At 71.6% G+C, this 23012-nt stretch carries 18 protein-coding genes and 1 pseudogene; 6 read left to right on the top strand and 13 right to left on the bottom strand.

The annotated features are described in order from the left end of the window. Nucleotides 1-14 precede the first annotated feature (14 nt). Nucleotides 15-1553 carry a serine/threonine-protein kinase gene (locus ACGFNV_RS18540; protein ID WP_393623698.1) on the bottom strand — a complete coding sequence of 513 codons (1539 nt, stop codon included), beginning with the start codon at nucleotides 1551-1553 and terminating at the stop codon, nucleotides 15-17. A 382-nt stretch (nucleotides 1554-1935) separates the two neighbouring features. Here ACGFNV_RS18540 and ACGFNV_RS18535 point away from each other — a divergent pair. Continuing rightward, nucleotides 1936-2724: pseudogene (locus ACGFNV_RS18535) on the top strand (allantoin permease); the annotation flags it as partial. 130 nt (nucleotides 2725-2854) lie between these two features. Here the strand turns inward: ACGFNV_RS18535 and ACGFNV_RS18530 are convergent. Beyond that, on the bottom strand, nucleotides 2855-3916 hold the full coding sequence (locus tag ACGFNV_RS18530) for an aldo/keto reductase (protein ID WP_393623696.1): 1062 nt from the start codon (nucleotides 3914-3916) through the stop codon (nucleotides 2855-2857). 117 nt (nucleotides 3917-4033) lie between these two features. Here ACGFNV_RS18530 and ACGFNV_RS18525 point away from each other — a divergent pair, with 117 nt between their 5' ends. Next, a complete protein-coding gene (locus ACGFNV_RS18525; protein ID WP_393623694.1) occupies nucleotides 4034-4612 on the top strand; it encodes a TetR/AcrR family transcriptional regulator in 579 nt (192 codons plus the stop codon). Between the two features lie 77 nt (nucleotides 4613-4689). On the opposite strand, the gene ACGFNV_RS18520 is transcribed toward ACGFNV_RS18525, so the two are convergent. After that, the gene (locus tag ACGFNV_RS18520) at nucleotides 4690-5160 is read right to left on the bottom strand and encodes a DUF6299 family protein (protein ID WP_393623693.1); all 471 of its coding nucleotides are present in this window, start codon (nucleotides 5158-5160) and stop codon (nucleotides 4690-4692) included. A gap of 238 nt (nucleotides 5161-5398) precedes the next feature. On the opposite strand from ACGFNV_RS18520, the gene ACGFNV_RS18515 reads away from it, so the two are divergent. After that, nucleotides 5399-5593, top strand: a complete 195-nt coding sequence (locus ACGFNV_RS18515) for a DUF5999 family protein (protein ID WP_393623691.1) — start codon at nucleotides 5399-5401, stop codon at nucleotides 5591-5593. 138 nt (nucleotides 5594-5731) lie between these two features. Here ACGFNV_RS18515 and ACGFNV_RS18510 read toward each other — a convergent pair whose 3' ends face one another. From ACGFNV_RS18510 to ACGFNV_RS18500, 3 genes are all read right to left on the bottom strand, one after another. Next, the gene (locus tag ACGFNV_RS18510; protein WP_393623689.1) at nucleotides 5732-7006 is read right to left on the bottom strand and encodes an MFS transporter; all 1275 of its coding nucleotides are present in this window, start codon (nucleotides 7004-7006) and stop codon (nucleotides 5732-5734) included. A gap of 139 nt (nucleotides 7007-7145) precedes the next feature. Then, nucleotides 7146-7574 (bottom strand): RidA family protein, encoded by a 429-nt coding sequence (locus ACGFNV_RS18505; protein ID WP_393623687.1) that lies wholly within the window; start codon nucleotides 7572-7574, stop codon nucleotides 7146-7148. Continuing rightward, a complete protein-coding gene (locus ACGFNV_RS18500) occupies nucleotides 7571-8839 on the bottom strand; it encodes an acyl-CoA dehydrogenase family protein (protein ID WP_393623685.1) in 1269 nt (422 codons plus the stop codon). The genes ACGFNV_RS18505 and ACGFNV_RS18500 overlap by 4 nt, the downstream gene beginning before the upstream one ends. Nucleotides 8840-9017: 178 nt before the next feature. Between ACGFNV_RS18500 and ACGFNV_RS18495 the strand changes: the two genes are divergently transcribed. Next, nucleotides 9018-10610: an AMP-binding protein gene (locus ACGFNV_RS18495; RefSeq protein ID WP_393623683.1), complete on the top strand. Its 1593-nt coding sequence runs from the start codon at nucleotides 9018-9020 to the stop codon at nucleotides 10608-10610. Between the two features lie 31 nt (nucleotides 10611-10641). Then, nucleotides 10642-11454 (top strand): PaaX family transcriptional regulator C-terminal domain-containing protein, encoded by an 813-nt coding sequence (locus ACGFNV_RS18490; RefSeq protein WP_393623682.1) that lies wholly within the window; start codon nucleotides 10642-10644, stop codon nucleotides 11452-11454. Nucleotides 11455-11502: 48 nt separating this feature from the next. Here the strand turns inward: ACGFNV_RS18490 and ACGFNV_RS18485 are convergent, their stop codons facing one another. Together ACGFNV_RS18485 and ACGFNV_RS18480 are read right to left on the bottom strand one after the other, a co-directional pair. Next, entirely contained in the window at nucleotides 11503-13770 is a 2268-nt protein-coding gene (locus tag ACGFNV_RS18485) for a bifunctional salicylyl-CoA 5-hydroxylase/oxidoreductase (protein WP_393623678.1), read from the bottom strand. Between the two features lie 80 nt (nucleotides 13771-13850). After that, complete coding sequence (locus ACGFNV_RS18480) at nucleotides 13851-14678, bottom strand: enoyl-CoA hydratase family protein (protein WP_393623676.1); 828 nt, start codon at nucleotides 14676-14678, stop codon at nucleotides 13851-13853. 285 nt (nucleotides 14679-14963) lie between these two features. On the opposite strand from ACGFNV_RS18480, the gene ACGFNV_RS18475 reads away from it, so the two are divergent. After that, nucleotides 14964-15416, top strand: a complete 453-nt coding sequence (locus ACGFNV_RS18475) for an ATP-binding protein (protein WP_393623675.1) — start codon at nucleotides 14964-14966, stop codon at nucleotides 15414-15416. Between the two features lie 18 nt (nucleotides 15417-15434). Here ACGFNV_RS18475 and argF read toward each other — a convergent pair whose 3' ends face one another. From argF to ACGFNV_RS18450, 5 genes are all read right to left on the bottom strand, one after another. After that, nucleotides 15435-16442: an ornithine carbamoyltransferase gene (gene argF / locus ACGFNV_RS18470; protein WP_393623673.1), complete on the bottom strand. Its 1008-nt coding sequence runs from the start codon at nucleotides 16440-16442 to the stop codon at nucleotides 15435-15437. An 83-nt stretch (nucleotides 16443-16525) separates the two neighbouring features. Next, entirely contained in the window at nucleotides 16526-17749 is a 1224-nt protein-coding gene (locus ACGFNV_RS18465; protein ID WP_166662547.1) for an arginine deiminase, read from the bottom strand. 164 nt (nucleotides 17750-17913) lie between these two features. Beyond that, nucleotides 17914-20475 carry a polynucleotide kinase-phosphatase gene (locus tag ACGFNV_RS18460; protein ID WP_393623671.1) on the bottom strand — a complete coding sequence of 854 codons (2562 nt, stop codon included), beginning with the start codon at nucleotides 20473-20475 and terminating at the stop codon, nucleotides 17914-17916. Continuing rightward, nucleotides 20472-21941, bottom strand: coding sequence for a 3' terminal RNA ribose 2'-O-methyltransferase Hen1 (locus tag ACGFNV_RS18455; RefSeq protein WP_393623669.1), 1470 nt, complete (start codon nucleotides 21939-21941; stop codon nucleotides 20472-20474). Before ACGFNV_RS18455 ends, ACGFNV_RS18460 begins: the two co-directional genes overlap by 4 nt. Before the next feature lie 163 nt (nucleotides 21942-22104). Continuing rightward, nucleotides 22105-22986: a DUF4232 domain-containing protein gene (locus ACGFNV_RS18450; RefSeq protein WP_393623667.1), complete on the bottom strand. Its 882-nt coding sequence runs from the start codon at nucleotides 22984-22986 to the stop codon at nucleotides 22105-22107. Nucleotides 22987-23012: the final 26 nt, after the last annotated feature.

Raw genomic sequence — 23012 nt, 5'->3', positions numbered from 1 at the left:
ACGCCGCCGCGTGCTCAGTTCTCGTGCGTCACACTCACCCGCACGGTCAGCGTGCCCCTGTTGTCCTCGGAGCAGGGCCCGGCGGTGTCGTTCATGCCCAGTTGGAGAGTGCCGCTTCCGGCGGCCCTGAAGTTCAGCTTCCGTCCGACGGTGTGGACGGGAGCGTTCTTCTCGCCCGCGAGGACCGCCAGCAGAGCGGCGAACGGTGCCTCGGGCTTGACCTTGCAGTCCTTCGCACCCTCGAACAGCTTGTCGGTTTTCGCGTCGTAACCGGCCGATCCGGCCAGGGGCATGTTGCGGTGATCGGCCGTCCATTGCCCCGAGACGAACCGCACGGTGACCCGGTCTCCCCGCTGGACGGACACGCCGGCGACCGGCTGCCAGCCGGTCGCCGACTGGACGACCTGGCTGACGGTGGTCGTCGTCGGGTCCTCCTTGAACGGGGGCGCCCCGGCGAGGAACAGCCCTCCCACGGCCCCGGCCGCCAGCACCGCCGTACCGGCCAGTGCCCACCACAGCCGCTTCGGGCCCGCCGAGCGGGAGGTGCCGCCATGTGCCGTCGGAACGGGCTCCCCCTGCGCGACGATCGGCTGCCGGCCCCTGGTCACCGTGTCCGCGTCGGCCCACGGTGGCGAGGCCTGGAGCACGCGCACGGTCGCCGGCGGCAGCGGGCCGGTGCCCGTCTCCCCCGCCGCGACGCGCCGCAGCTCGGAACGCAGGACGGCCGCCGAAGGGCGCTCCTCGGGGGACTTGCGCAGCAGCGCCTCGACGAGGGGACGCAGGGGGCCCAGCCGTTCCGGCAGGACGGGTTCCTCGTACGCCACCGCGTGCAGGGTCGCGGGCGCCGCCGGCCTGCGGAACGGGGACCGACCGCCGCAGACCGTGGCGAGGGTCACGCCCAGTGACCACAGGTCGGAGGCCGGGCCGGTCTCCGCTCCGGTCACCCGCTCGGGCGCCATGAACTCCAGGGAGCCGACGAGTTCACCGGTGGTGGTGAGGAAGTCGCCGTCGTCCAGGGCCGCGATGCCGAAGTCGGTGAGGACGGCGTTGTCGTCGCGGCGCAGCAGGACGTTGGCGGGCTTGACCTCCCGGTGCAGGGCGCCGACCGCGTGTACCGCTTCCAGCGCGTCGAGCAGTTGCAGTCCGATGACGGCGGTGTGCTCCGGCGTCAGCGGTCCGGCCTCGAGGATCCGGCCGGCCAGCGAGGGCCCCTCGACGAGTTCCATGACGATCCACAGCCGGTCCTCCGACTCGACCAGGTCATGGACGCCGACCACGTGCGGGTGCGGCACCCGGGCGACGGCACGCGCCTCACGGCTCGCCCGGCGCAGCCGTATGCGGTGTTCCTCGTCGCCGACGGTGAGGACGTGCAGTTCCTTGACGGCCACCGGACGGTCCAGCAGCCGGTCGTGGGCCCGCCAGACCGTGCCCATGCCGCCCGTGCCGAGGACCTCGTGGAGCTGATACCGGTCGGCGATCAGCCGCTCCGCCCCGCGTCCGGGATGCACCGTCGCCTGCTGATCACCATCTCCGGCTGTCACGCGCTCGCTCACGTTTCCTTCCCGGCGGTCCGAGTGCCCACCGGCCGTCGTCCGTTCGAACGCCTGAGCATAGCGGAGTACATGGGGGTCGCCTGTCGTCAACTTGCTTGACTCGCAGTCCCTTTGGGCTCCGCCGGACACCGGAGGTAACAACCGCTTTCTAACGTGACCAGCCGTGAGTTCGGAGTCGTATGCACGGCCGCGCTCATCCCCCCACCCGCACCGCACCCAGTACCACCGGAGGCGTGACATGAGTACCACCGAGCCACGGCTGGCACCGGCAGACCCGACGAACTCAGCCGACCAGGCGGTCAAGGAGACTCTGGAGGACTACACCCTCCGCTTCGCACCGCGCAGTTACCGCCGCTGGACCCCCATGGTCGTGGCGATCGCCGTCGCCGCCAAGGTGGGACCGGCGGCGGCGACCGAGCCGATCCAGCAGTTCCGCGGCGCCTTCGACGCGATGATGCCGTCCTGGCTGGTCGTCCCGCTGGCCGTCGCCCTGGTTGTCATCAGCCAGATCAAAATCAACGTCACGAACGCGTACTCCGGTTCGCTGGCGTGGACCAACTCCTTCACCCGGGTCACCAAGCACTCCCCGGGCCGCATGGTCTTCGTCCTGGTCAACCTGGGCTTCGCGCTCGCCCTGATGGAAGCCGACATGTTCGGCTTCCTCAACGACATCCTCGGCTTCTACTCGAACTGCGCGATCGCCTGGGTGGTCACCGTCGCCACCGACATCGGCGTCAACAAGTACCTGCTCAAACTCTCGCCGCTCCGGCCGGAGTTCCGCCGCGGCATGCTCTACGCCGTCAACCCGGTCGGCGTCGTCGCGTTCGTCGCGGCCTCCGGCCTGTCGATCGCCATGTACTTCCACGCCCTCGGCGACACGTTCCAGCCGTACTCCCCCGTCGCCGCGGCCGTGATCGCCTTCGTCCTCACCCCGCTGATGGCGATCCTCACCAAGGGCCGGTACTACCTGCGCCGCACCGACGACGGCATCGCCGAGCCGCTGCTCGACGCCGACGGCAACCCCAGCGCGGTCACCCTGGACTGCCACGTCTGCCGGCAGCCCTACGAACGCCCCGACCTGACCGCCTGCACCACCCATGAGGCGGCGGTCTGCTCCCTCTGCCTGAGCACGGACAAGGTCGGCGACCACGTACTGCCGGCGACCACGTGAGGCACCCCCCTGTGGGTGCCGAACCAGCACCCACAGGGGGAAACAGCGATCCGGCTGGTGCACCGGGACAAGGAAGCAGTCGAACGGCTACGTCCCGTCCTGAGCGCCTGGATGAGCAGTTCGGCGGAGATCAGAACGGGGTTGCCGAGCCTACGGGACGGCGGCGGGATGCCGCGTCGAGGGCGGACGTGCTGGTGTGCCACATGTTGTCGGCGATGTTGACCGTGTGTCCGGGGGGCACGATCTCGTCGATGCGGTCGAGCAGGTCGTCGGAGAGGCGGATGCCGTCGGCCGCAAGGTAGGAGTCGAGGTGCTCCATGGTGCGGGGGCCGACGATCGCGGAGGTGACCGCCGGGTGGCGGGTGACGAACGCGATCGCCATCTGGATGAGCGACATCCCGGCCTCGTCGGCGAGCGCTCCGAGGGCGTCGGCGGCATCGAGCTTCGCCGCGTTCGCCGGGGACGTGACGTCGTAGAGGGCGGCGAAGCGTCGCTGCCGGACGTCCGAGCCCGGCCCGGTGACCTCGTGGCCCTTGCGGTAACGGCCGGTGAGCCAGCCGCCGGCGAGCGGGCTGTAGGTCAGCACGCCCATCCCGTGTCGTCGGCACGTCGGCAGTACGTCGTACTCGACGGCGCGGGCCAGGAGGGAGTAAGGCGGCTGCTCGGTGCGCAGCCGTTCGCGGCCACGGCGTTCGGCGGTCCACTGCGCCTCGACGATCTCGGAGGCGGGGACCGTGGACGCGCCGAACATCCGGATCTTCCCGGCGTGGACCAGATCGGACAGGACACCCAGGGTCTCGTCGATGTCGACCGCCGCGTCGAGACGGTGGACCTGGAAGAGGTCGATCCAGTCGGTCCCCAGCCGGCGCAGCGAGCCCTCGACCGCCTGCGTGAGCCAGCGCCGCGACGTCCCGCGCTGGTTGGGATCCTCGCCGAAGGGCAGGCCGGCCTTCGTGGCGAGCACGACGTTCTCGCGCCGGCGGCCGGCGAGGGCCTTTGCGACGATCCGCTCCGACTCCCCGGCGGAGTAGAAGTCGGCGGTGTCGATGAAGTTGATCCCCGCGTCGAGAGCGCGGTGGATGATCTTGATCGAGTCGTCGTGGTCGGTGTTGCCGAAGGCGCCGAGCATCATCGCGCCGAGGCACAGCTGGCTGACGGAGACGCCGGTGCGCCCGAGAGGCCGGTAGTCCATGAAAACTCCTGAGTCGCCGCGCAAGACGGTCGCGGCAGGTGGATAGAATCGGGCTCCCGCAGAAGCGGACAGCCTGTCCACTTCAACGTACCGGACAACCTGTCCACTTAGGAAGTCATGACTTCGGACCCGCAGTCCCCACCGCCCAGGCGTGCCGACGCCGAGCGCAATCGCGAGAAGATCCTCGCGGCCGCCCGCGCCGCGTTCGCCGAACTCGGCGCCCAGGTGTCCATGGCCGAGATCTCGCGCCGCGCCGGGGTCGGCATGGCGACGCTCTACCGCAACTTCCCCGGCCGCCGAGAGCTTCTGGAGGCTCTCTACGTCGACGAGGTCGACGCCCTCTGCGAGGCCGCGGCGACCGTCGGCGGCGAGACGCCGGGAGCGGTGTTCACGGCCTGGCTGCACCGGTTCTTCGCCTACTTCACCAGCAAGCAGGACATCGCCTCCGAGCTGCTGGCGCACTCCGGCAGCGACGACCCCGTCTTCAGCCGGAACCGCTCCCGGGTACTGGCCGCCGGCAGACCGCTCCTCGCAGCCGCGCAGGAGGCACGCGAGGTCCGCGACGACCTCACCCTGGAGCAGATCTGCGACATGATCACCGCCGTGGCCACCATTCACGGCGATCCGGCCTACGTCGAGCCGATCCTGCGGGCGGCGCTCGACGGCCTGCGCCCGGGGAGGGACGGGGAAGTCTGAGGGAGCGTACGGAAGCAGACACCGCGCCCCGTCGGGAGGGTCGCGGTGGGATGTGCCGGGGGTGAGGGCCTGGGAGATCAGACCGCGGTCAGCCTGACGGCCCGCTCACCGGCCGCGTGGAGGAGGGGCAACGGAAGCCCGCCCGCGGGGTAAAGCTCCATGACCGTGGCGTACACCTGGGCCGAGCCGGGCTTGAGGGCGTCGGGTGAGTCGAGTGGGGGGCGGCCGGTGTTCTGCCAGCGGTGTTTCACGCCGTCGCACACGGCGCGGCTGCCTCCGATGCCGTAGCGGATGTCCGGGGCGGCCTGGGACACGGAGGAGCTGATGAACACGGGGCCCGTGTTGCCGAGGCAGCGGTAGGTGCCGGAGAGGGTGACGGTGCCGTCCGCGGCGAGGGTGCCGGTGGGGTCGACGGTCAGGGTGCCGGTCCCGTAGGAGGCCGCGGTGGCGGCCTGGGCGGGCACGGCGAGCACGAGCAGGGCGGCGCCTGCGGCCGCGGCGAGGGCGTGCCGAAGGGGGCGCGGGGGGAGCAGGGGGCGCGATGACATGGGGAGACCTCCTGTGATGGGGGTTCCACCGGTACCGGGCGGGTAGGCCGTCAGCCGTGAATCGTCACCCCTTCGGTGGCGAGTCCGGCACGGCCGTCGTGGAACGGTCGTGGAGTTGTCCTGGTGTTGTCACGCTTGGCGTCCAGCTGTTCCAAGGGCTTCGCGACAGGAGGATGGTCTGTTCCCAAGGGATACGGACTCCTACGGCCGTCCGGCCCCATCGACGTGGAGGTGCGCCATGTGTTCCCACCAGCCCTCGTGCCCCTCGGCCGACGCCCGCGCCCCGCACGTCGTCGCCGGCCACCCCGAGCAGGGGTGGAGTCTCCTGTGCGACGGCACCATCACCTTCGACGACACCGGCGAGCTGCTGCCCGACGGCCGCGTCGTCGCACCGCACCGGGTACCGGTCGGGCGGCTGACGGCAGCGGCCTGAGCGCGGGCCCGGTGGCAACTGCCGGACTGCGGCTGCGCGACCCGGCCGGCCACGGGCCGTTCGGACCAGACGGGGGCGAAGCCCGCAGCCGCTCCGGGAGTTGCGTGGAGCACGAGATGGTGGAGCCCTTAGGGGCCCTTAGCCGGCCATGTCCGCGGTCTCGGTGGTGTCGGTGCCCCTCTGTTGCGGGATCGTGCCTGCTGGTGGTGCCTGTCGTACGGCTCGGTTGGCCGTGGCGAGGAGGGCCAGGGTGAGCAGCCATGCTCCGCAGAGCCAGACCAGGGGCTTGGCGCCGAGCGTGGTGATCAGCGCGCCGCCCGCCAGCGCGCCGATCGACAGGGCTCCCGTCGTGAGCGTCGAGACCGCGCTCGTGGCGCGGCCCCGCAACTCGTCGGGGGTGATGGCCAGTTGGTGGGTGGTCATGGCCACCGCGTACACCGGAGCCACCAGTGACTCGGCGGCCGCGACCGCTGCCAGCGTCAGCGGGTCGGGGGCGAGCGCGTACAGCGGGAACATCAGCGCCTCCAACCACAGCATCACCACGGCGATCCTGCCGAGCGGGAAGCGACGCGTGGCCCTGTCCGCGACCAGCGCCCCCGCCAGGGCGCCGACCGCCGCGCCGCTGAAGATGGCGCCCATCCACAGGGACGAGGCGCCGAGTTGCCGGGCGAGGGTGATGATCAGCAGATACCCGGCGCCGTAGCGCACCTTGTCGGCGGCCGAGACCAGGGTGAGGAAGCGAATGACCGGTTGGCGCCAGAGCCAGCCGAGGCCCTCACGGATCTCGGCGGTGAGCCGGGACGTCCGCGCGGGCTGCCGGTCCAGCTGGAACCGGGCGCGCATCAGACGGAGCGATGCCGCGGACACCGCGAAGGAGACCGCGTTGACGGCGAACGGCACGGTCCGCCCGGCGGCGTAGAGCGCGCCGGCGAGTGAGGCCCCGAGGACACTCACCGCGCTGCCCGCGGACTGCGAGTAGCCGAGCGCGGCGGACAGCTGCCGCCGACCGACCACGTTGGGCAGCGCCGCGGTGTTCGCCACCTGGAAGAGGGTGGTCAGGATCCCGGCGAGTACGGTCGTCGCGTAGAGCTGGGGCATCGTGAGCCTGTCCAGCCACAGCGCGACGGCGACACCTCCGGCGAGCACGGTCCGACCGAGCTCGCACCAGATCATGGTGGCCTTGCGGTCCCACCGGTCGACGAGGGCGCCCGCGACAAGCCCGAACGCCAGGAAGGTGACGGTACCGAGGCCGAGTACGAAGCCGGCTTGGGTGGCCGACCCGGTGAGGGCCAGGACGATGAGCGGCAGGGCCATGCTCTCGGCCTGGTTGCCGATGGAAGAGATCAGCTGGCCGCTCAGCAGCAGCGAGAAGTCCCGGTTCCGGAACAGGCCGGGACCGCGAAGGGTGTTCATTGTTGTTACGCTCCGTAACAGCTCAAGGGCACAAGGGTGGCGTCGAAGCTTGTGTCCGAGCTAAGAAACACGGGGCGTTGTGAACATGGGCGGACCGTACCCAAGGCGTGGCAGGGCCGCAATCGAATTCGCCCGAGCCTCACGTCCTCGCAGCGCGCGGGCCCGGTCGGTCCCCCAGGACCGCGAACCCGTCGAGTTCCACGAGTGCCTGCTCGTCCCACAGGCGTACGATCCCGACGACCGCCATGGCCGGGTAGTCCCGGCCCGCCAACTGTCGCCAGATACTGCCGAGTTGGGGGGCGTGGGTGCGGTACGCGGTGACGTCCGTGGTGTAGACGGTGACGCGGGCGAGGTCGGAGGGGGTGCCGCCGACGGCGGTCAGGGCGGTCAGCAGGTTGGTGAGCGCTCGCTCGAACTGCTCCGGCAGGGTCTCGCCCACGACCTTGCCGTCGCCGTCGAGTGCGGTCTGGCCCGCCAGGAAGACGACGCGGGAGCCGGTGGCGACGACCGCGTGGGAGAAGCCGGTGGGCGGCGACAGCTCCGGCGGGTTGACGCGTTCGGTGGTCACAGGGCGGCCTCCCACTCCTTGTACAGCTCCTTCGCGATGATGCCTCGCTGCACCTCGCTCGCCCCCTCGTAGATGCGCGGCGCCCGCACCTCCCGGTAGAGGTGTTCCAGGACGTGGCCGCGTTGCAGCGCCCTGGCGCCGTGGAGTTGGACGGCCGTGTCGACGACGTACTGGGCGGTCTCGGTGGCGAGGAGTTTCGCCATCGCGGAGCGGCGGGGGACGTCCGGGGCGCCGGTGTCGTACGCCGTCGCCGCCGCGTACACCATCAGCCGCGCCGCCTCTGTCCGCAGCGCCATCTCGGCGACCTGGTGGGCGACCGTCTGGAGGTCCCGCAACTTGCCCTCGAAGGCGTCGCGTCGGGCGGTGTGCGCGAGGGTCGCGTCCAGTGCCGCCTGCGCCATGCCGACGGCGAAGGCGCCGACGCTGGGCCGGAAGAGGTTGAGGGTGCCCATGGCGACCCGGAACCCGCGGTCGACCTCGCCGAGCACGTCCTCCGCCGTGACCGGGACGGCGTCGAAGTCCAGGGCGCCGATCGGGTGCGGGGACAGCATGTCCAGGCCGGTTCCGGTGAGGCCGGGCCGGTCCGCGGGCACCAGGAACGCGGTGACGCCCCGGGCGCCGGCGCCGGGAGTGGTCCGCGCGAACACGGTGTAGAAGTCGGCCTCGGGAGCGTTGGAGATCCAGCACTTCTCCCCGGTCAACCGCCAGCGCCGGGGGCCGTCGCGCTCGGCGGCGGGAGCGGGGACGGATGCGGATGCGGGGGCAGGGGCGGTGGGCTGCGGTTCGGCGCCTTCCACCCCCGCCGACGGTCGCGGCCCCGCGCTGTTCACCACCCCCGCGCCCCCCGGGCGCCCGTCCGTCCCCTCCGCCCGAAGCCGTAGTGCGGCCGCGTCCGAGCCCGCCCCCGGCTCACTCAGGGCGAACGCGGCGACGGCTGTGCCGGCGTGGAGGCGGGGGAGCCAGCGGTCGCGCTGGGCCGGGGTGCCGTGGGCGTGGACGGGGTGGGCGCCGAGGCCCTGGAGGGCGAGGGCGGTCTCGGCCTCCGTACAGGCGTGGGCGAGGGATTCGCGCATCAGGCAGAGATCGACGGCACCGGATGTGAACAGGCGTGACAGCAAACCCAGTTGGCCCAGTTCGGCGACGAGCGGGCGGTTGACGCGGCCGGGTTCACCCTTCTCCGCGAGCGGGCGCAGCCGGTCGGCCGCCAGCGTGCGCAGCCGTGCGCCCCAGGCGATCCGTTCCGGTTCGAGCGAGAATGCGGGCATCGCCGGTCCTCTCTCCCTGCGGCCCCACGGCCACCTCCCGACGATATCGCGCCCCGTTGACTGTCGTCATCAACGCGATACGCTCGGTGCGAGCCCAGGTCGACAAGGCGGGTCAAGCACCGCGACACGGCCCCACCCCGACCGCGCGAGCCCACCACGACACAGGGGGCGAACCGCCATGAACGTCTCGGCCCACGTCGACACCTTCGCGCGCGACCACCTCCCGCCACCCGAACAGTGGCCCGAGCTGCGCTTCGACCTGCCGGAGCTGCGCTACCCCGAACGGCTCAACTGCGCCGCCGAGCTCCTCGACCACCACACCGACCCGGACCGCGTGGCGTTCCGTACGGCGGCCACGACCTGGACGTACGGCGAGCTGCGCGCCCAGGTCGACCGGCTCGCGCACCTTCTGAGCGGGGACCTGGGCATCGTTCCCGGCAACCGGGTGCTGTTGCGCGGCCCCACCTCCCCCTGGCTGGCCGCCTGCTGGCTGGCGGTGCTGAAGGCGGGCGCGGTCGCCGTCACCGTGCTGGCCCAGCAGCGCCCGCAGGAGCTGACGACGATGTGCGAGATCGCGCACGTGCGGCACGCGCTGTGCGACATCCGGGCCGTCGACGACCTGGCCAAGGCGGAGATCCCGGGCCTGCGGATCACGACGTACGGCGGTGACGCCCCGGACGACCTGCTGAGCCGTCCGGCGCCCGGGACGCCGTACCGGGCCGTGGACACCGCGGCCGACGACGTGGCGCTGATCGCGTTCACGTCGGGGACCACCGGGCGTCCGAAGGGGTGCATGCACTTCCACCGGGACGTGCTGGCGATCGCCGACACCTTCTCGCGGCACGTCCTCCGCCCCCGCCCCGACGACGTGTTCGCGGGCAGTCCCCCGCTCGGCTTCACCTTCGGCCTGGGCGGGCTGGTCGTCTTCCCGCTGCGGGCCGGCGCCAGTGCGTTGCTGCTGGAGGAGGCGGGCCCCCGGCAGTTGTTGCCGGCGGTGGCCGCGCACCGCGTCTCCGTGCTGTTCACGGCCCCCACCGCCTACCGGGCGATGCTGGACGGGCTCGACTCGCACGACCTGTCGTCCCTGCGCCGGTGCGTGTCCGCGGGGGAGAACCTGCCCGCCGTCACCTGGCGGGCCTGGCGGGAGCGGACCGGGCTGCCGATCATCAACGGCATCGGGGCCACCGAGCTGCTGCACATCTTCATCTCCGCCGCCGACGAGCACATCAGACCCGGCACGACCGGACTGCCCGTACCGGGGTGGCACGCGCGCGTGGTCGACGAGCGGGGGCGGGAGAAACCGGACGGCGAGCCGGGGCTGCTCGCCGTGCGCGGACCGGTCGGGTGCCGGTATCTCGCCGACCCGCGGCAAGGGGACTACGTGCGCGGCGGCTGGAACATCACCGGCGACACCTACGTCCGTGAGGGCGACGGCTACTTCCGCTATGTCGCCCGCGCCGACGACATGATCATCTCCGCCGGGTACAACATCGCCGGACCGGAGGTCGAGGAGGCGTTGCTGCGGCACCCGGACGTGGTGGAGGCGGCGGTGGTCGGGCGGCCCGACGAGGCGCGCGGGCACGTGGTGGTGGCGTTCGCCGTCCTGAGGGAGGGCGCGGCGCGGGACGCGGAGGCGCTGCGGGCCTTCGTCAAGGGCGAGCTGGCGCCCTACAAGTGTCCGCGCGAGATCGTCTTCCTGGACGCGCTGCCTCGCACCGCGACCGGGAAGCTCCAGCGGTTCCGCCTGCGGACCGGAGGTGACCAGCCGTGACGGCGACCAGCAGTGATGCCGACGACCTAAGATGATCAACGTGTCCGACCAGCATGCTCCACGGTCTCTGATCGTCACGCTCTACGGCGCGTACGGCCGCTTCATGCCCGGCCCGGTGCCCGTCGCCGAGCTGATCCGGCTGCTCGCGGCGGTGGGCGTGGACGCGCCTTCCGTACGCTCCTCGGTGTCCCGGCTGAAGCGTCGCGGTCTGCTGCTGCCGGCCCGCACCGCGCACGGCGCGGCCGGGTACGAGCTGTCCGAGGAGGCGCGGCAGATGCTCGACGACGGCGACCGGCGCATCTACGCCACCGCCCCGTCGGAGGACGAGGGCTGGGTCCTCGCGGTGTTCTCGGTACCGGAGTCGGAGCGGCAGAAGCGGCACGTGCTGCGCTCGCGCCTGTCCGGTCTCGGCTTCGGCACGGCGGCGCCCGGCGTGTGGATCGCCCCGGCCCGCCTGTACGAGGAGACCCGGCACACCCTCCAGCGGCTGCGCCTCGACCCGTACGTGGACCTCTTCCGCGGCGAGCACCTCGGCTTCGCGCCGACCGTCGAGTCGGTCGCCCGGTGGTGGGACCTGGCGGCGATCGCCAAGGAGCACGAGGCGTTCCTCGACCGCCACGCGCCCGTGCTGCACACCTGGGAGCGACGCCCGGACACCCCGCCCGAGGAGGCGTACCACGACTACCTCCTCGCCCTGGACTCCTGGCGCCACCTCCCCTACGCCGACCCCGGCCTGCCCGCTCGGCTGCTCCCCGCGAACTGGCCGGGCGTGCGCTCCGCGGCGGTGTTCCTGGGGCTGCACGAGCGGCTCAGGGACGCGGGGGCGGTCTTCGTCGAGGGGTGAGTGGAAGGGCGAGTCGAAGGGCGAGGGGGAGGGCGACCGGCCGGGGCGTCAACTCCCCAGTTCCAGGCGGGGCTTGGGCGCGTCCGTCCGGCCCGTCTGCGGCCGCCTGCTGCCCGCCCGGTACGGCGCGGGCCAGACGACGCCCGGTCCGTCGTAACCCTGCTCGGCGGCCGCGTGCAGGGTCCAGTGCGGGTCGTAGAGGTGCGGGCGGGCCAGCGCGCACAGGTCCGCACGCCCGGCGAGGATCAGCGAGTTGACGTCGTCCCAGGAGGAGATCGCGCCGACCGCGATCACCGGGATGCCCACCACGTGCCGGATGCGGTCGGCGAACGGCGTCTGGTACGACCGCCCGAACTCCGGGCGTTCCTCGGACACCACCTGCCCGGTCGACACGTCGATCGCGTCGGCGCCGTGCGCGGCGAAGGCACGGGCGATCTCGACGGCCTCGTCGGCGGTGGTGCCGCCCTCGGCCCAGTCGGTGGCCGAGATGCGCACGGTCAGCGGCCGCTCCTCGGGCCACACCGCGCGCACGGAGTCGAAGACCTCCAGCGGGAAGCGCAGCCGTTTCTCCAGTGAGCCGCCGTAGGCGTCGGTCCGTCGGTTGGTCAGCGGGGAGAGGAAACCGGACAGTAAGTAGCCGTGGGCGCAGTGCAGTTCGAGCAGGTCGAAGCCGACCCGTGCGGCCCGCCAGGCGGCGGAGGTGAACTGCTCCCGGATGTCGGTCAGTTGGGCCCGGGAGAGCTGGCGGGGAACCTGGCTGCCCGGCTTGTACGGCAGTGGGGAGGCCGCCACCAGCGGCCAGTTGCCCTCGGGAAGCGGCTCGTCGATGCCCTCCCACATCAGCCTCGTCGAGCCCTTGCGGCCGGAGTGGCCGAGCTGCACGCCGATCGCGGTGCCCGGCGCCTGCGCGTGCACGAAGCGGATGATCCGCCGCCATGCCTCGGCCTGGCGGCCGGTGTAGAGGCCGGTGCAGCCGGGCGTGATGCGGCCCTGCTCGCTCACGCACACCATCTCGGTCATCACCAGGCCGGCGCCGCCGAGCGCCCGGGCGCCCAGGTGGACGAGGTGGAAGTCGCCGGGGACGCCGTCGGTGGCCTCGTACATGTCCATGGGCGAGACCACGACCCGGTTGCGCAGGGTCAGGCCGCGCAGCCGGAACGGGGTGAACATCGGGGGCGTGCCCGGCGGCCAGCCGAAGGAGCGCTCCACGGCGGAGGTGAAGTGCGCGTCGCGCAGCCGGAGGTTGTCGTGGGTGACGCGGCGGCTGCGGGTGAGCAGGTTGAAGGCGAACTGGCGGGGCGGCTGGCGCAGGTACAGCCCCACGTTCTCGAACCACTCCAGGCTGGCCCGGGCGGCCCGCTGGGTGGAGGCGACGACCGGCCTGCGCTCCTCCTCGTAGGCCGTCAACGCCTCGGCCAGCGTGGGTTGTTCCTCCAGACAGGCCGCCAGGGCGAGGGCGTCCTCGACGGCGAGCTTGGTGCCGGAGCCGATGGAGAAGTGGGCGGTGTGGGCGGCGTCGCCGAGGAGGACGACGTTGCCGTGCGACCAGCGCTCGTTGACGACCGTGCGGAAGGTGGTCCAGGCGGAGTTGTTGGACTTCAGGGGGCGGCCGCCCAGGGCGTCGGTGAAGATCTTCGCGCAGCGCTCGACCGACTCGCGCTCCTCCATCGCGTCGAACCCGGCCGCCCGCCACACCTCCTCGCGCATCTCGACGATCACGGTGGAGGCGTCGGCCGCATAGGGGTAGCCGTGCAGTTGCATCACGCCGTGCTCGGTCTCGGCGATCTCGAAGCGGAAGGCGTCGAAGGCGAAGTCGGCGGCGAGCCAGATGTAGCGGCAGCGGTGGGGGGTGATCTGCGGTCGGAAGACCTCGGCGAAGCTTTCGCGGGTGGAGCTGTGCACGCCGTCGGCGGCGATGACGAGGTCGTACGTCTCCGTCAGCCATGCGGGGTAGGGGGCTTCCGTGGAGAAGCGGAGCTCTACGCCCAGGGAGCGGCAGCGGGCGTGGAGGATCTCCAGGAGGCGTTGCCTGCCCAGGGCCGCGAAGCGGTGTCCTCCGGAGGTGTGGCGGGTGTTGCGGTGGGTGATGTGGATGTCGTCCCAGCGGATGAAGTCGGCCTTCAACGCCTTGTAGACGACAGGGTCGGCGTGTTCGATGCCGCCGAGGGTTTCGTCGGAGAGGACCACTCCGAAGCCGAAGGTGGTGTCAGGGGGGTTGCGTTCCCAGACGGTTATTTCGCGGGCTGGGTCGAGGCGTTTGAGGAGGGCGGCGGTGTAGAGGCCTCCGGGGCCGCCGCCGATGATCGCGACTCGCATGGGGGACCTTGTCCCGTCCCGCGGCTGCGGGTTGTTCGTGGTTGATCGCGCAGTTCCCCGCGCCCCTGAGGTGGGTACAGTCACCGTCCGCTCCATTTGGGAGGGCGCTTCTCCGTGAAAGCCGCGTGGAACTCCGCGTAGTCCTCGCCGTTCATCAGGAGGGCCTGGGTGGAGGCGTCCAGCTCCACCGCCGCCGCGAGCGGCATGTCCAGTTCGGCTGTCAGGAGGGCCTTCGTCTGGGCGTACGCCAGGGCTGGCCCCTCGGCCAGGCGGTGGGCCAGGGCCTGAGCTGCCTCGTCGGCGTGGCCCTCCTCCGTCAGTTCGCTGATCAGGCCGATGCGCTCGGCCTCAGGGGCGCGGACGGGGTCGCCGAGCATCAGCAGGCGGGTGGCGTGGCCGAGGCCGACCACTCGGGGCAGGAGGTAGGCCGCGCCCATGTCGCCGCCGGAGAGGCCCACGCGGGTGAAGAGGAAGGCGAAGCGGGCGGTGGGGTCGGCCACGCGGAAGTCGGCGGCGAGGGCGAGGACGGCTCCCGCGCCGGCCGCGACGCCGTGGACGGCGGCGATCACCGGGAACGGGCATTCCCGTACGGCCCGTACGACCTGGCCGGTCATCCGGTTGAAGTCGAGGAGCTGGGCGGTGTCCATGGACAGGGTCGCGCCGATGATCTCGTCGACGTCGCCGCCCGAGCAGAAGCCGCGCCCCTCGCCGGCCAGCACCAGGGCGCGTACCGACCGCTCGCGGGACAGCTCGGCGAGCAGGTCGCGCAGGTCGGCGTAGGCGCCGAAGGTGAGCGCGTTGAGCTTCTCGGGGCGGGCCAGGGTGACGGTGGCGACGCCGTCGGTGTGCTCGACGCGCAGGTGATGCCAGTCGGAGGTGTGGGGGGCGGAGCCGGTGAAGGGACTCATGACGTGCGGCCTCCTCGGACGGTGGCGCGGGCGCTGCCCTGCCCCTCGAAGTTATCACTCGTCCGTGACTGTCGTCACGAGTGCGCTATAGCGTCGTCATGATGTGGCCGAACCCCGTCAGATCGGCGACAGGGAGGTAACAGCGGGAGCGGTCGTGAGCGGCGGATCGTTGCCGTGGGTAAGCCGCCGGTACCGGGGTCGAGGGATCCCGGGACGGCACCGACCGAGTCAGTCGGCCGGTTGCGCCGTACCATTCATAAAGTTGAAAGCAGGACAGCCTGCGCCATGAACGGACCTGCCTTGCAAGAACGCCCCTCCGCCCCCGCCTCCTGGCGCATCGCGCTGCCCCACTCCGCCGCGGCGGTCCCGGTGGCGCGCGCTCTGGTCCGTACGGCGCTGGCGGAGCTGGAGCACGGGGCCGACAGCGACACCGCGGAACTGCTCACCGCGGAGCTGGTGGCGAACGCCGTGGAGCACACGGCAGGCCGGTCCCCGATCGAGCTCGTGGTGGAGCTGCTGCCGACCGGCTGCCAGGTCGAGGTGCACGATCCGGACCCGGCGCCGCCCGGTGATCTCACCCGCCCGCACGGCGGACCGCCCGACCCCTGGCAGGAACACGGGCGCGGCCTGCTGCTGATCCGCGCCCTCAGCTCGTCCTGCGGCCACCGGCCCACGGAGACGGGCAAGGCGGTGTGGTTCCGGCTGCCGGTGGTGCCGCACCAGCGGCGCCCCTCGTAGCCGACCCTCCGGGCTCCGTCAGGCGAGGGTCGCGACCAGGACCGCCTTGATGGTGTGCAGGCGGTTCTCGGCCTCGTCGAAGACGACGGAGTGGGCCGACTCGAAGACCTCGTCCGTCACCTCCAGGGAGTCCAGGCCGTAGGTCTCGTGGATCTCCCGCCCGACCTTGGTGCCGAGGTCGTGGAAGGCCGGCAGGCAGTGCAGGAACTTCACGTCCGGGTTGCCGGTGGCGCGCAGGACGTCCATGGTCACGGCGTACGGCACCAGGGCGCCGATGCGCTCGGCCCAGACCTCCTTGGGCTCGCCCATGGAGACCCACACGTCGGTGGCGACGAAGTCGGCGCCCCGGACGCCCTCGCTCACGTCCTCGGTGAGGGTGATGCGGGCGCCGCTGCCCTCGGCGAGCTTGCGGGCGTCGGCGACGACGTCCTCGGCGGGCCAGTACTCACGGGGGGCGGCGATCCTGACGTCCATGCCGAGCAGAGCGCCGGTGACCAGGTAGGAGTTGCCCATGTTGAAGCGGGCGTCGCCGAGGTAGGCGAAGGCCGTCTCCGTGAGGGGCTTGGCGCAGTGCTCGGTCATGGTGAGCACGTCGGCGAGCATCTGGGTGGGGTGCCAGTCGTCGGTGAGACCGTTGAAGACGGGCACGCCCGCGAAGGCGGCGAGTTCCTCGACGTTGGCCTGACTGTCCCCCCGGTACTCGATCCCGTCGTACATCCGGCCGAGCACACGCGCGGTGTCCCGCACGGACTCCTTGTGCCCGATCTGCGAGCCGGAGGGGTCGAGGTAGGTCGTCGAGGCGCCCTGGTCGGCGGCGGCGACCTCGAAGGCACAGCGGGTGCGGGTCGAGGTCTTCTCGAAGATCAGCGCGATGTTCTTGCCCCGCAGGTACGGCGTCTCCGTCCCCGCCTTCTTGGCGGCCTTCAGCTCGGCGGCCAGCTCGATCAGACCGCGGAACTCCTCGCCCGAGAAGTCGAGCTCCTTGAGGAAGTGGCGGCCGGCGAGGGCGGTCGGGACTGTCGCCATGGGGGCGCTCCAGGGTTACGGCAGGATCAAAGGACCTTGGAACTCTATACGATGCTCAGCATTTATATACAGACCTGGTCTCGCTATACGGGATCCCGCACCACCGGACAGCTCATACAGCGCGGCCCTCCCCTCCCCCGCCCCAGTTCGCTGCCGGGGATCTCGATCACCTCGATGCCCTGCTTGCGCAGATGGGTGTTGGTCGTGGAGTTGCGTTCGTAGGCGATGACCACTCCGGGTTCGACGGCCAGGACGTTGCAGCCGTCGTCCCACTGCTCGCGCTCGGCCGCGTGCACGTCCTGGGTCGCGGTCAGCACCCGGATCTCGCTCAGCCCGAGGGCGGCGGCGATCGCGCGGTGCATGTGCTCCGGCGGGTGGTCGGTGACCTTCAGCTCCTTGTCGCCGGCGCCCGGTTCGATGGTGTACGAGCGGAGCATGCCGAGCCCGGCGTACTGGGTGAAGGTGTCGCCGTCGACCATGGTCATCACGGTGTCGAGGTGCATGAAGGCGCGCGCCTTCGGCATGTCCAGCGCCACGATCGTCTGCGCGGAGCCCGCCGCGAACAGCTTGTGGGCGATCATCTCGACGGCCTGGGGCGTGGTGCGCTCGCTCATGCCGATCAGGACCGCCCCGTTGCCGATCACCAGTACGTCCCCGCCCTCGATGGTGGACGGGTAGTCGGCCTGGCCCCTCGACCACACGTTGAACGTTTCCTCGCGGAACAGCGGATGGTGCCGGTAGATCGCCTCGAAGTGCACGGTCTCGCGCTGCCGGGCCGGCCAGCGCATGGCGTTGATGGAGACGCCGTCGTAGATCCAGGCGGAGGTGTCCCGGGTGAAGAGGTGATTGGGCAGGGGGGCGAGCAGGAAGTCGTCGAGCTCCATCACATGGAACCGCACGGAGGTCGGCTCCGCGTGCGCGTCCAGGAACTCCCGCTTGGTCATCCCACCGACGAGACTGTCGGCCAGCTCGGGCGCGGGCATGTTCTCGAAGGCGGCTCTGAGATGGTCGGTGGCGAGCGGCCCGTACTCCTTCTCGTCGAAGATCCGGTCCAGGACGAGCGATCTGGCCTGCGGGATCTCCAGGGCCTCGGCCAGCAGGTCCCCGAAGAGGTGGACGGCGACACCGCGGTCGCGCAGCACGTCGGCGAACCCGTCGTGCTCGGCGCGCGCCCTGCGCACCCACAGCACGTCGTCGAAGAGCAGCGAGAACTTGTTGCTCGGGGTGAGCCTTTTGAGCTCGAGATCGGGCCGGTGCAGGATGACGCGGCGCAGCCGCCCGGCCTCGGAGTCGACTTGGAATCCCATGCCTCCATCCTGACCAACGGGGCGCTCGTTCACCCCCTGCCCGGAGGTTTACGGACAGCTTGTTTTCGTCCCACCGACGAGAACCGGGGGCGAGAAGCGGCGCCGAAGAGCAGGGGCAGAACCGGGGCCGCGGCCGGGGACGCACCCCAGCCGCGGCCGCCCGCTCACAGCCTCGGGTCCACCGGCTCCGACTCCAGGGCCAGTACGCCGAACACCGCCTCGTGCACCCGCCACAGCGGCTCGCCCTCGGCGAGCCGGTCCAGGGCCTCCAGGCCGAGGGCGTACTCGCGGATCGCGAGGGAGCGCTTGTGGTTCAGGAAGCGCTGGCGCAGGCGGGCCAGGTTGTCGGGGCGGGTGTACTCCGGGCCGTAGATGATCCGCAGGTACTCGCGGCCCCGGCACTTGATGCCGGGCTGGACCAGACGGCCGTGCTCGCTGCCGCGGACCAGCGCGCCGAGCGGCTTGACGACCATGCCCTCGCCGCCCCGGCCGGTCATCTCCAGCCACCAGTCGACGCCGGCCCGCACCGACTCCGGGTCGCCGGTGTCGACGTAGAGGCGCCGGGTGGTCTGGAGGAGGCCGCTCGCGTCGTGCTCCACCAGCCGGTCGAGCAGGGCGAGTTGCTCGTCGTGGGGCAGGGCGGCGAGGCTGCGGCCCTGGACGGCGAGGATCTGGAACGGGGCCAGCCGGATGCCGTCCAGGCCGTCGGTGGCCCAGCAGTAGCGCCGGTACGCCTCCGTGAAGGCGGCGGCGTCGGACGCCCGGTCGCGCTGGCGCGCCAGCAGGTCGGTCACGTCGACACCGCGGGCCGCCGCGCCCTCCAGCGCGGCCAGCGCGTCCGGGAACACCGCCCCGGACGCGGCGCCCACCGCCGCGTACTGCGAGCGCAGCAGCCCGGACGCCTTCAGCGACCAGGGCATCAGCTCGGCGTCGAGCAGGAGCCAGTCCGTGTCGAGGTCGTCCCAGAGGCCGGCCTCGCTGATCGCCGTCCGCAGGCGGCCCAGGATCAGCTCCGTCACCGCCTCGTCGTCGAAGAACGGACGACCCGTTCGGGTGTAGAGAGAGCCCGTGGGAGCCGCGGCGCCCTCGACGCCGAAGCGCTTGCGGGCCGCCTCCGCGTCCCGGCAGACCAGGGCGACCGCCCGCGAGCCCATGTGCTTCTCCTCGCACACGACCCGCTCGACACCGTCCTCCTTGTACTGCGCGAACGCCTCCTCCGGGTGCTCCAGGTAGCCCTCGACCCGCGAGGTGGCGGTCGGCGCCATGGTCGGCGGGAGGTACGGCAGGAGCCGCGGGTCCACCGCGAAACGGCTCATGACCTCCAGGGCCGCGGCCGCGTTCTCCTCCCGGACCGACACCCGGCCCGCGTGCCGGGTCTCGACGACCCGGCGGCCGTGCACGTCCGCCAGGTCCAGCGGCCGCCCGTCCTGCCCGCCGGGCGCCTCCGCCTTCAACGGCTTGGTCGGCTCGTACCACACCTGCTCGGCCGGTACGTCGACCAGTTCGCGCTCCGGCCAGCGCAGCGCGGTCAGCTTGCCGCCGAAGACGGCGCCGGTGTCCAGGCAGATGGTGTTGTTGAGCCAGCTGGCCTCCGGGACCGGGGTGTGGCCGTAGACCACGGCCGCCCGGCCCCGGTAGTCCTCCGCCCACGGGTAGCGCACCGGCAGGCCGAACTCGTCGGTCTCGCCGGTGGTGTCGCCGTACAGGGCGTGCGAGCGGACCCGGCCCGAGGTGCGGCCGTGGTACTTCTCCGGCAGCCCGGCGTGGCAGACGACGAGCTTGCCGCCGTCGAGGACGTAGTGGCTGACCAGGCCGTCGATGAACTCCCGTACCTGCTTCTTGAACTCCTCGCTCTCGCCCTCCATCTGCTCGATGGTCTCGGCGAGGCCGTGGGTGTGCTGGACCTTGCGGCCCTTGAGGTAACGCCCGTACTTGTTCTCGTGGTTGCCGGGCACGCACAGCGCGTTGCCCGAACCGACCATGGTCATCACGCGGCGCAGCACGGCGGGGCTGTCCGGGCCGCGGTCGACGAGGTCGCCGACGAAGACCGCCGTGCGGCCGTCCGGGTGAACGCCGTCGACGTAGCCCAACTTGCCGAGCAGCGACTCCAGTTCGGAGGAGCAGCCGTGGATGTCGCCGATGATGTCGAAGGGGCCGGTGAGGTGGGTCAGGTCGTTGAAGCGCTTCTCGGTGACGACGGTGGCGTTCTCGATGTCCTCCACCCCGCGCAGGACGTGCACCTTGCGGAAGCCCTCGCGCTCCAGGTGCCTCAGGGAGCGGCGGAGTTCGCGGGTGTGGCGCTGGATGACCCGGCGGGGCATGTCGGCCCGGTCGGTGCGGGACGCGTTGCGCTCGGCGCACACGTCCTCCGGGACGTCGAGCACGATGGCGATGGGCAGCACGTCGTACTGCTTGGCCAGGTCGATCAGCTGACGGCGGGCGTCCTGCTGCACGCTGGTCGCGTCGACGACCGTGCGGCGGCCCGCGGCGAGGCGCTTGCCCGCGATGTAGTGCAGGACGTCGAAGGCGTCCCGGGTGGCGCTCTGGTCGTTCTCGTCGTCGGAGACGAGGCCCCGGCAGAAGTCGGAGGAGATGATCTCCGTCGGCTTGAAGTGCCGGTGGGCGAAGGTGGACTTGCCCGAGCCTGAGGCGCCGACGAGGACGACGAGGGAGAGGTCGGTGACGGGCAGGACCCGCCCCGCGGTCTTGGCCTGGTTCTCGGTCATGCCGCCTTCGCCTCCTTCTCGTTCACGTTCTTGATGTCGAACACGGCCATCTGGGTGGGCGGTCCCACCTCCGGGTCGTCGGGTCCGACGGGCACGAACTCCACGCCGTAGCCGTGTCGTTCGGCCACCGCCTCGGCCCAGGTCCGGAACTCCTCGCGCGTCCACTCGAAGCGGTGGTCGCCGTGCCGGACGTGCCCGGCCGGGAGGCTCTCCCAGCGGACGTTGTACTCGACGTTCGGGGTGGTCACGAGGACCGTGCGCGGGCGGGCCGAGCCGAACACCGCGTACTCCAGGGCGGGCAGCCGCGGCAGGTCGAGGTGCTCGATGACCTCGCTGAGCACGGCGGCGTCGTAGCCCTTGAGCCGGTTGTCGGTGTAGGCGAGCGAGCCCTGCATGAGCTTCACGCGGGAGGCCTGCCGCTCGCCCATCCGGTCCAGCTTCAGACGCCGGGAGGCGATGGTGAGCGCCCGCATCGACACGTCCACGCCGACGATCTCGGTGAACCGGACGTCCTTGAGCAGTGCCTGCACCAACTGGCCCTGTCCGCAGCCCAGGTCGAGCACCCGGGCGGCGCCGGACGCGTGCAGCGCGGCGACGATCGCGTCCCGGCGCTGCACGGCGAGCGGGGTCGGCTTCTCCTCGGTCTCCCCCTCGGCCTCGACCGCGTTGTCGATCTCCTCGACCTCGCTGTCGTCCGCCTCCGCGAGCCGCACCAGCTCCAGGCGCTCCATGGCCTGCCGGGTCAGCGACCAGCGGCGGGACAGGTAGCGGCTGGTGATCAGCTTCTGCTCCGGGTGGTCGGGCAGCCAGCCCTCACCGGCGCGCAGCAGCTTGTCGACCTCGTCGGGAGAGACCCAGTAGTGCTTGGCGTCGTCCAGGACGGGGAGCAGGACGTAGAGGTGGCGCAGCGCGGCGGCGAGGGTGCGGCCCTCGGACTCCAGGACGAGGCGTACGTAGCGGGACTCGCCCCACTCCGGGAACTGGACGTCCAGCGCCACGGGCTCGACGGTGACCGCCCAGCCGAGCGGCTCGAAGAGCTTGCGTACGAGGTCGGGGCCACCTCGGGCGGGCAGCGCGGGCACCTCGATGCGCAGCGGCAGCGGCTGCTCGGCGCGCTCGGGCCGGGCGTTGCACACGCCCCGCATCGCGCTGGAGAACACACCGCTCAGCGCGACGGCGAGCAGTGAGGAAGCGGCGTACGGGCGGTCGTTGACGTACTGGGCGAGTGCCGCGTCCGGGGCGCCGCCCCGGCCCTTGCCCTTGCCGCGCCGGACCAGTGCCACCGAATCCACCTCCAGCAGCAGCGCCGCCGTGCAGCGCTCGGCGTCCGCCTCCGGGTAGAGGACGTGCGCCTTGCCGTAGGACGTGGAGAACACCTGCGCCTTGTCCGGATGCTTGTGCAGCAGGAAGCCGAGGTCGGTCGCGGGGCGCTCGGGGGTGCCGGTGGTACTGATGGTCAGGAACATGCGGAGGGCCTCTCCGGCGGGTCGATGTGGTGGACGAGTTCGCTGGTGCCGTGCGCGCGAAAGCCCCCAGGACGGTGATCCTGGGGGCTCGGCAGGACGACTCGTCCTACGATCGCACACCCCGGCCGACCGGCGCTTTCGTTTATCCCACCCGCTGTCGCGCCTACTCCTCCACCCTCTTCCAGGGGCCCACGCCCAGCTTCCCGGTGGTGCCGAGGTCGAGGTGCGGCGTGACCATCACGGGTGCGGCTCCGGGCTTCGCCACGACACGGACGTAGGGGGCGTTGACCGCGGTACCGGACTGGGTGGTGTTGCGCCACTCGATGACGGACCGCGCGCGCTCGCGTGGCTTGAGGGTCACGAGCCGGGGCGGGTCGTCGGCTCCGGGATCGCCTGAGATGCCGCCGCTGCCGTGCAGGATCTTCACACCGTCGACCTGCTTGTGGTCCTCGTCGAGAAGCGTCAGTTCGGGATAGCCCTCGATCTTGTACTCGCCGGTCCCGCAGTTCTCCACCCACAGCCCCACGACCCGCAGTCCCATGGCCGCGTCGCCCTGGTCCGCCGTGACCCAGACCCCGGAGGGCGGGCACGCGCCCACGTCGGTGGGCGCCTCGTCCGCGGGGACGCTGGTCACTTCGAGGACCTTCACGTTGGTCACCGGGGACGCGCCCGGCGGCAGCTTCCCCATGTCGACGCTCCGCCGCACGGTCTTGCCCGGGGCGACATCGCCCACGGTCCGGCGCAGGTTGGTCATCGCCCCGCCGTCGGCCGAGAGGAAGGTGAACACGATGGTGTACGTCAGCGCTTGACTGCCGTCGTTGGTGACCTCGTAGGCGGCCGAAACCTCGGAGGTGCTGCCGCCGGACGGGACCATCATGGCGGTGATCCGCACGCCGTCCTTGCCCGGGTCGGAGACGGGGGTCTGCCCTCCGCTCCTGCTGCTCCGGCTGCTTCCCGTGCCCTGGGGGTCGGCGTGTTCGGATCCGCATCCGGCGACCAGCAGGACGGCGGCGAGGGCGGGGAGTAAGGGGGTGGCTCTTCGCATCCGGCCACCTCATCAGCGCGGGACCG

It is taken from the genome of Streptomyces sp. NPDC048751 (genome assembly GCF_043198595.1).
Lineage (GTDB): Bacteria > Actinomycetota > Actinomycetes > Streptomycetales > Streptomycetaceae > Streptomyces.
This window is presented reverse-complemented; position numbering and strand designations above follow the sequence as displayed.

Coding starts and splice junctions, on each gene's coding strand:
- ACGFNV_RS18460 (WP_393623671.1), bottom strand. CDS start 20,475: ATGACCGAGAACCAGGCCAAGACCGCGGGGCGGGTCCTGCCCGTCACC.
- ACGFNV_RS18525 (WP_393623694.1), top strand. CDS start 4,034: ATGACTTCGGACCCGCAGTCCCCACCGCCCAGGCGTGCCGACGCCGAG.
- ACGFNV_RS18500 (WP_393623685.1), bottom strand. CDS start 8,839: ATGCCCGCATTCTCGCTCGAACCGGAACGGATCGCCTGGGGCGCACGG.
- ACGFNV_RS18485 (WP_393623678.1), bottom strand. CDS start 13,770: ATGCGAGTCGCGATCATCGGCGGCGGCCCCGGAGGCCTCTACACCGCC.
- ACGFNV_RS18510 (WP_393623689.1), bottom strand. CDS start 7,006: ATGAACACCCTTCGCGGTCCCGGCCTGTTCCGGAACCGGGACTTCTCG.
- ACGFNV_RS18490 (WP_393623682.1), top strand. CDS start 10,642: ATGATCAACGTGTCCGACCAGCATGCTCCACGGTCTCTGATCGTCACG.
- ACGFNV_RS18495 (WP_393623683.1), top strand. CDS start 9,018: ATGAACGTCTCGGCCCACGTCGACACCTTCGCGCGCGACCACCTCCCG.
- ACGFNV_RS18465 (WP_166662547.1), bottom strand. CDS start 17,749: ATGGGATTCCAAGTCGACTCCGAGGCCGGGCGGCTGCGCCGCGTCATC.
- ACGFNV_RS18515 (WP_393623691.1), top strand. CDS start 5,399: ATGTGTTCCCACCAGCCCTCGTGCCCCTCGGCCGACGCCCGCGCCCCG.
- ACGFNV_RS18530 (WP_393623696.1), bottom strand. CDS start 3,916: ATGGACTACCGGCCTCTCGGGCGCACCGGCGTCTCCGTCAGCCAGCTG.
- ACGFNV_RS18480 (WP_393623676.1), bottom strand. CDS start 14,678: ATGAGTCCCTTCACCGGCTCCGCCCCCCACACCTCCGACTGGCATCAC.
- argF (WP_393623673.1), bottom strand. CDS start 16,442: ATGGCGACAGTCCCGACCGCCCTCGCCGGCCGCCACTTCCTCAAGGAG.
- ACGFNV_RS18520 (WP_393623693.1), bottom strand. CDS start 5,160: ATGTCATCGCGCCCCCTGCTCCCCCCGCGCCCCCTTCGGCACGCCCTC.
- ACGFNV_RS18475 (WP_393623675.1), top strand. CDS start 14,964: ATGAACGGACCTGCCTTGCAAGAACGCCCCTCCGCCCCCGCCTCCTGG.
- ACGFNV_RS18450 (WP_393623667.1), bottom strand. CDS start 22,986: ATGCGAAGAGCCACCCCCTTACTCCCCGCCCTCGCCGCCGTCCTGCTG.
- ACGFNV_RS18455 (WP_393623669.1), bottom strand. CDS start 21,941: ATGTTCCTGACCATCAGTACCACCGGCACCCCCGAGCGCCCCGCGACC.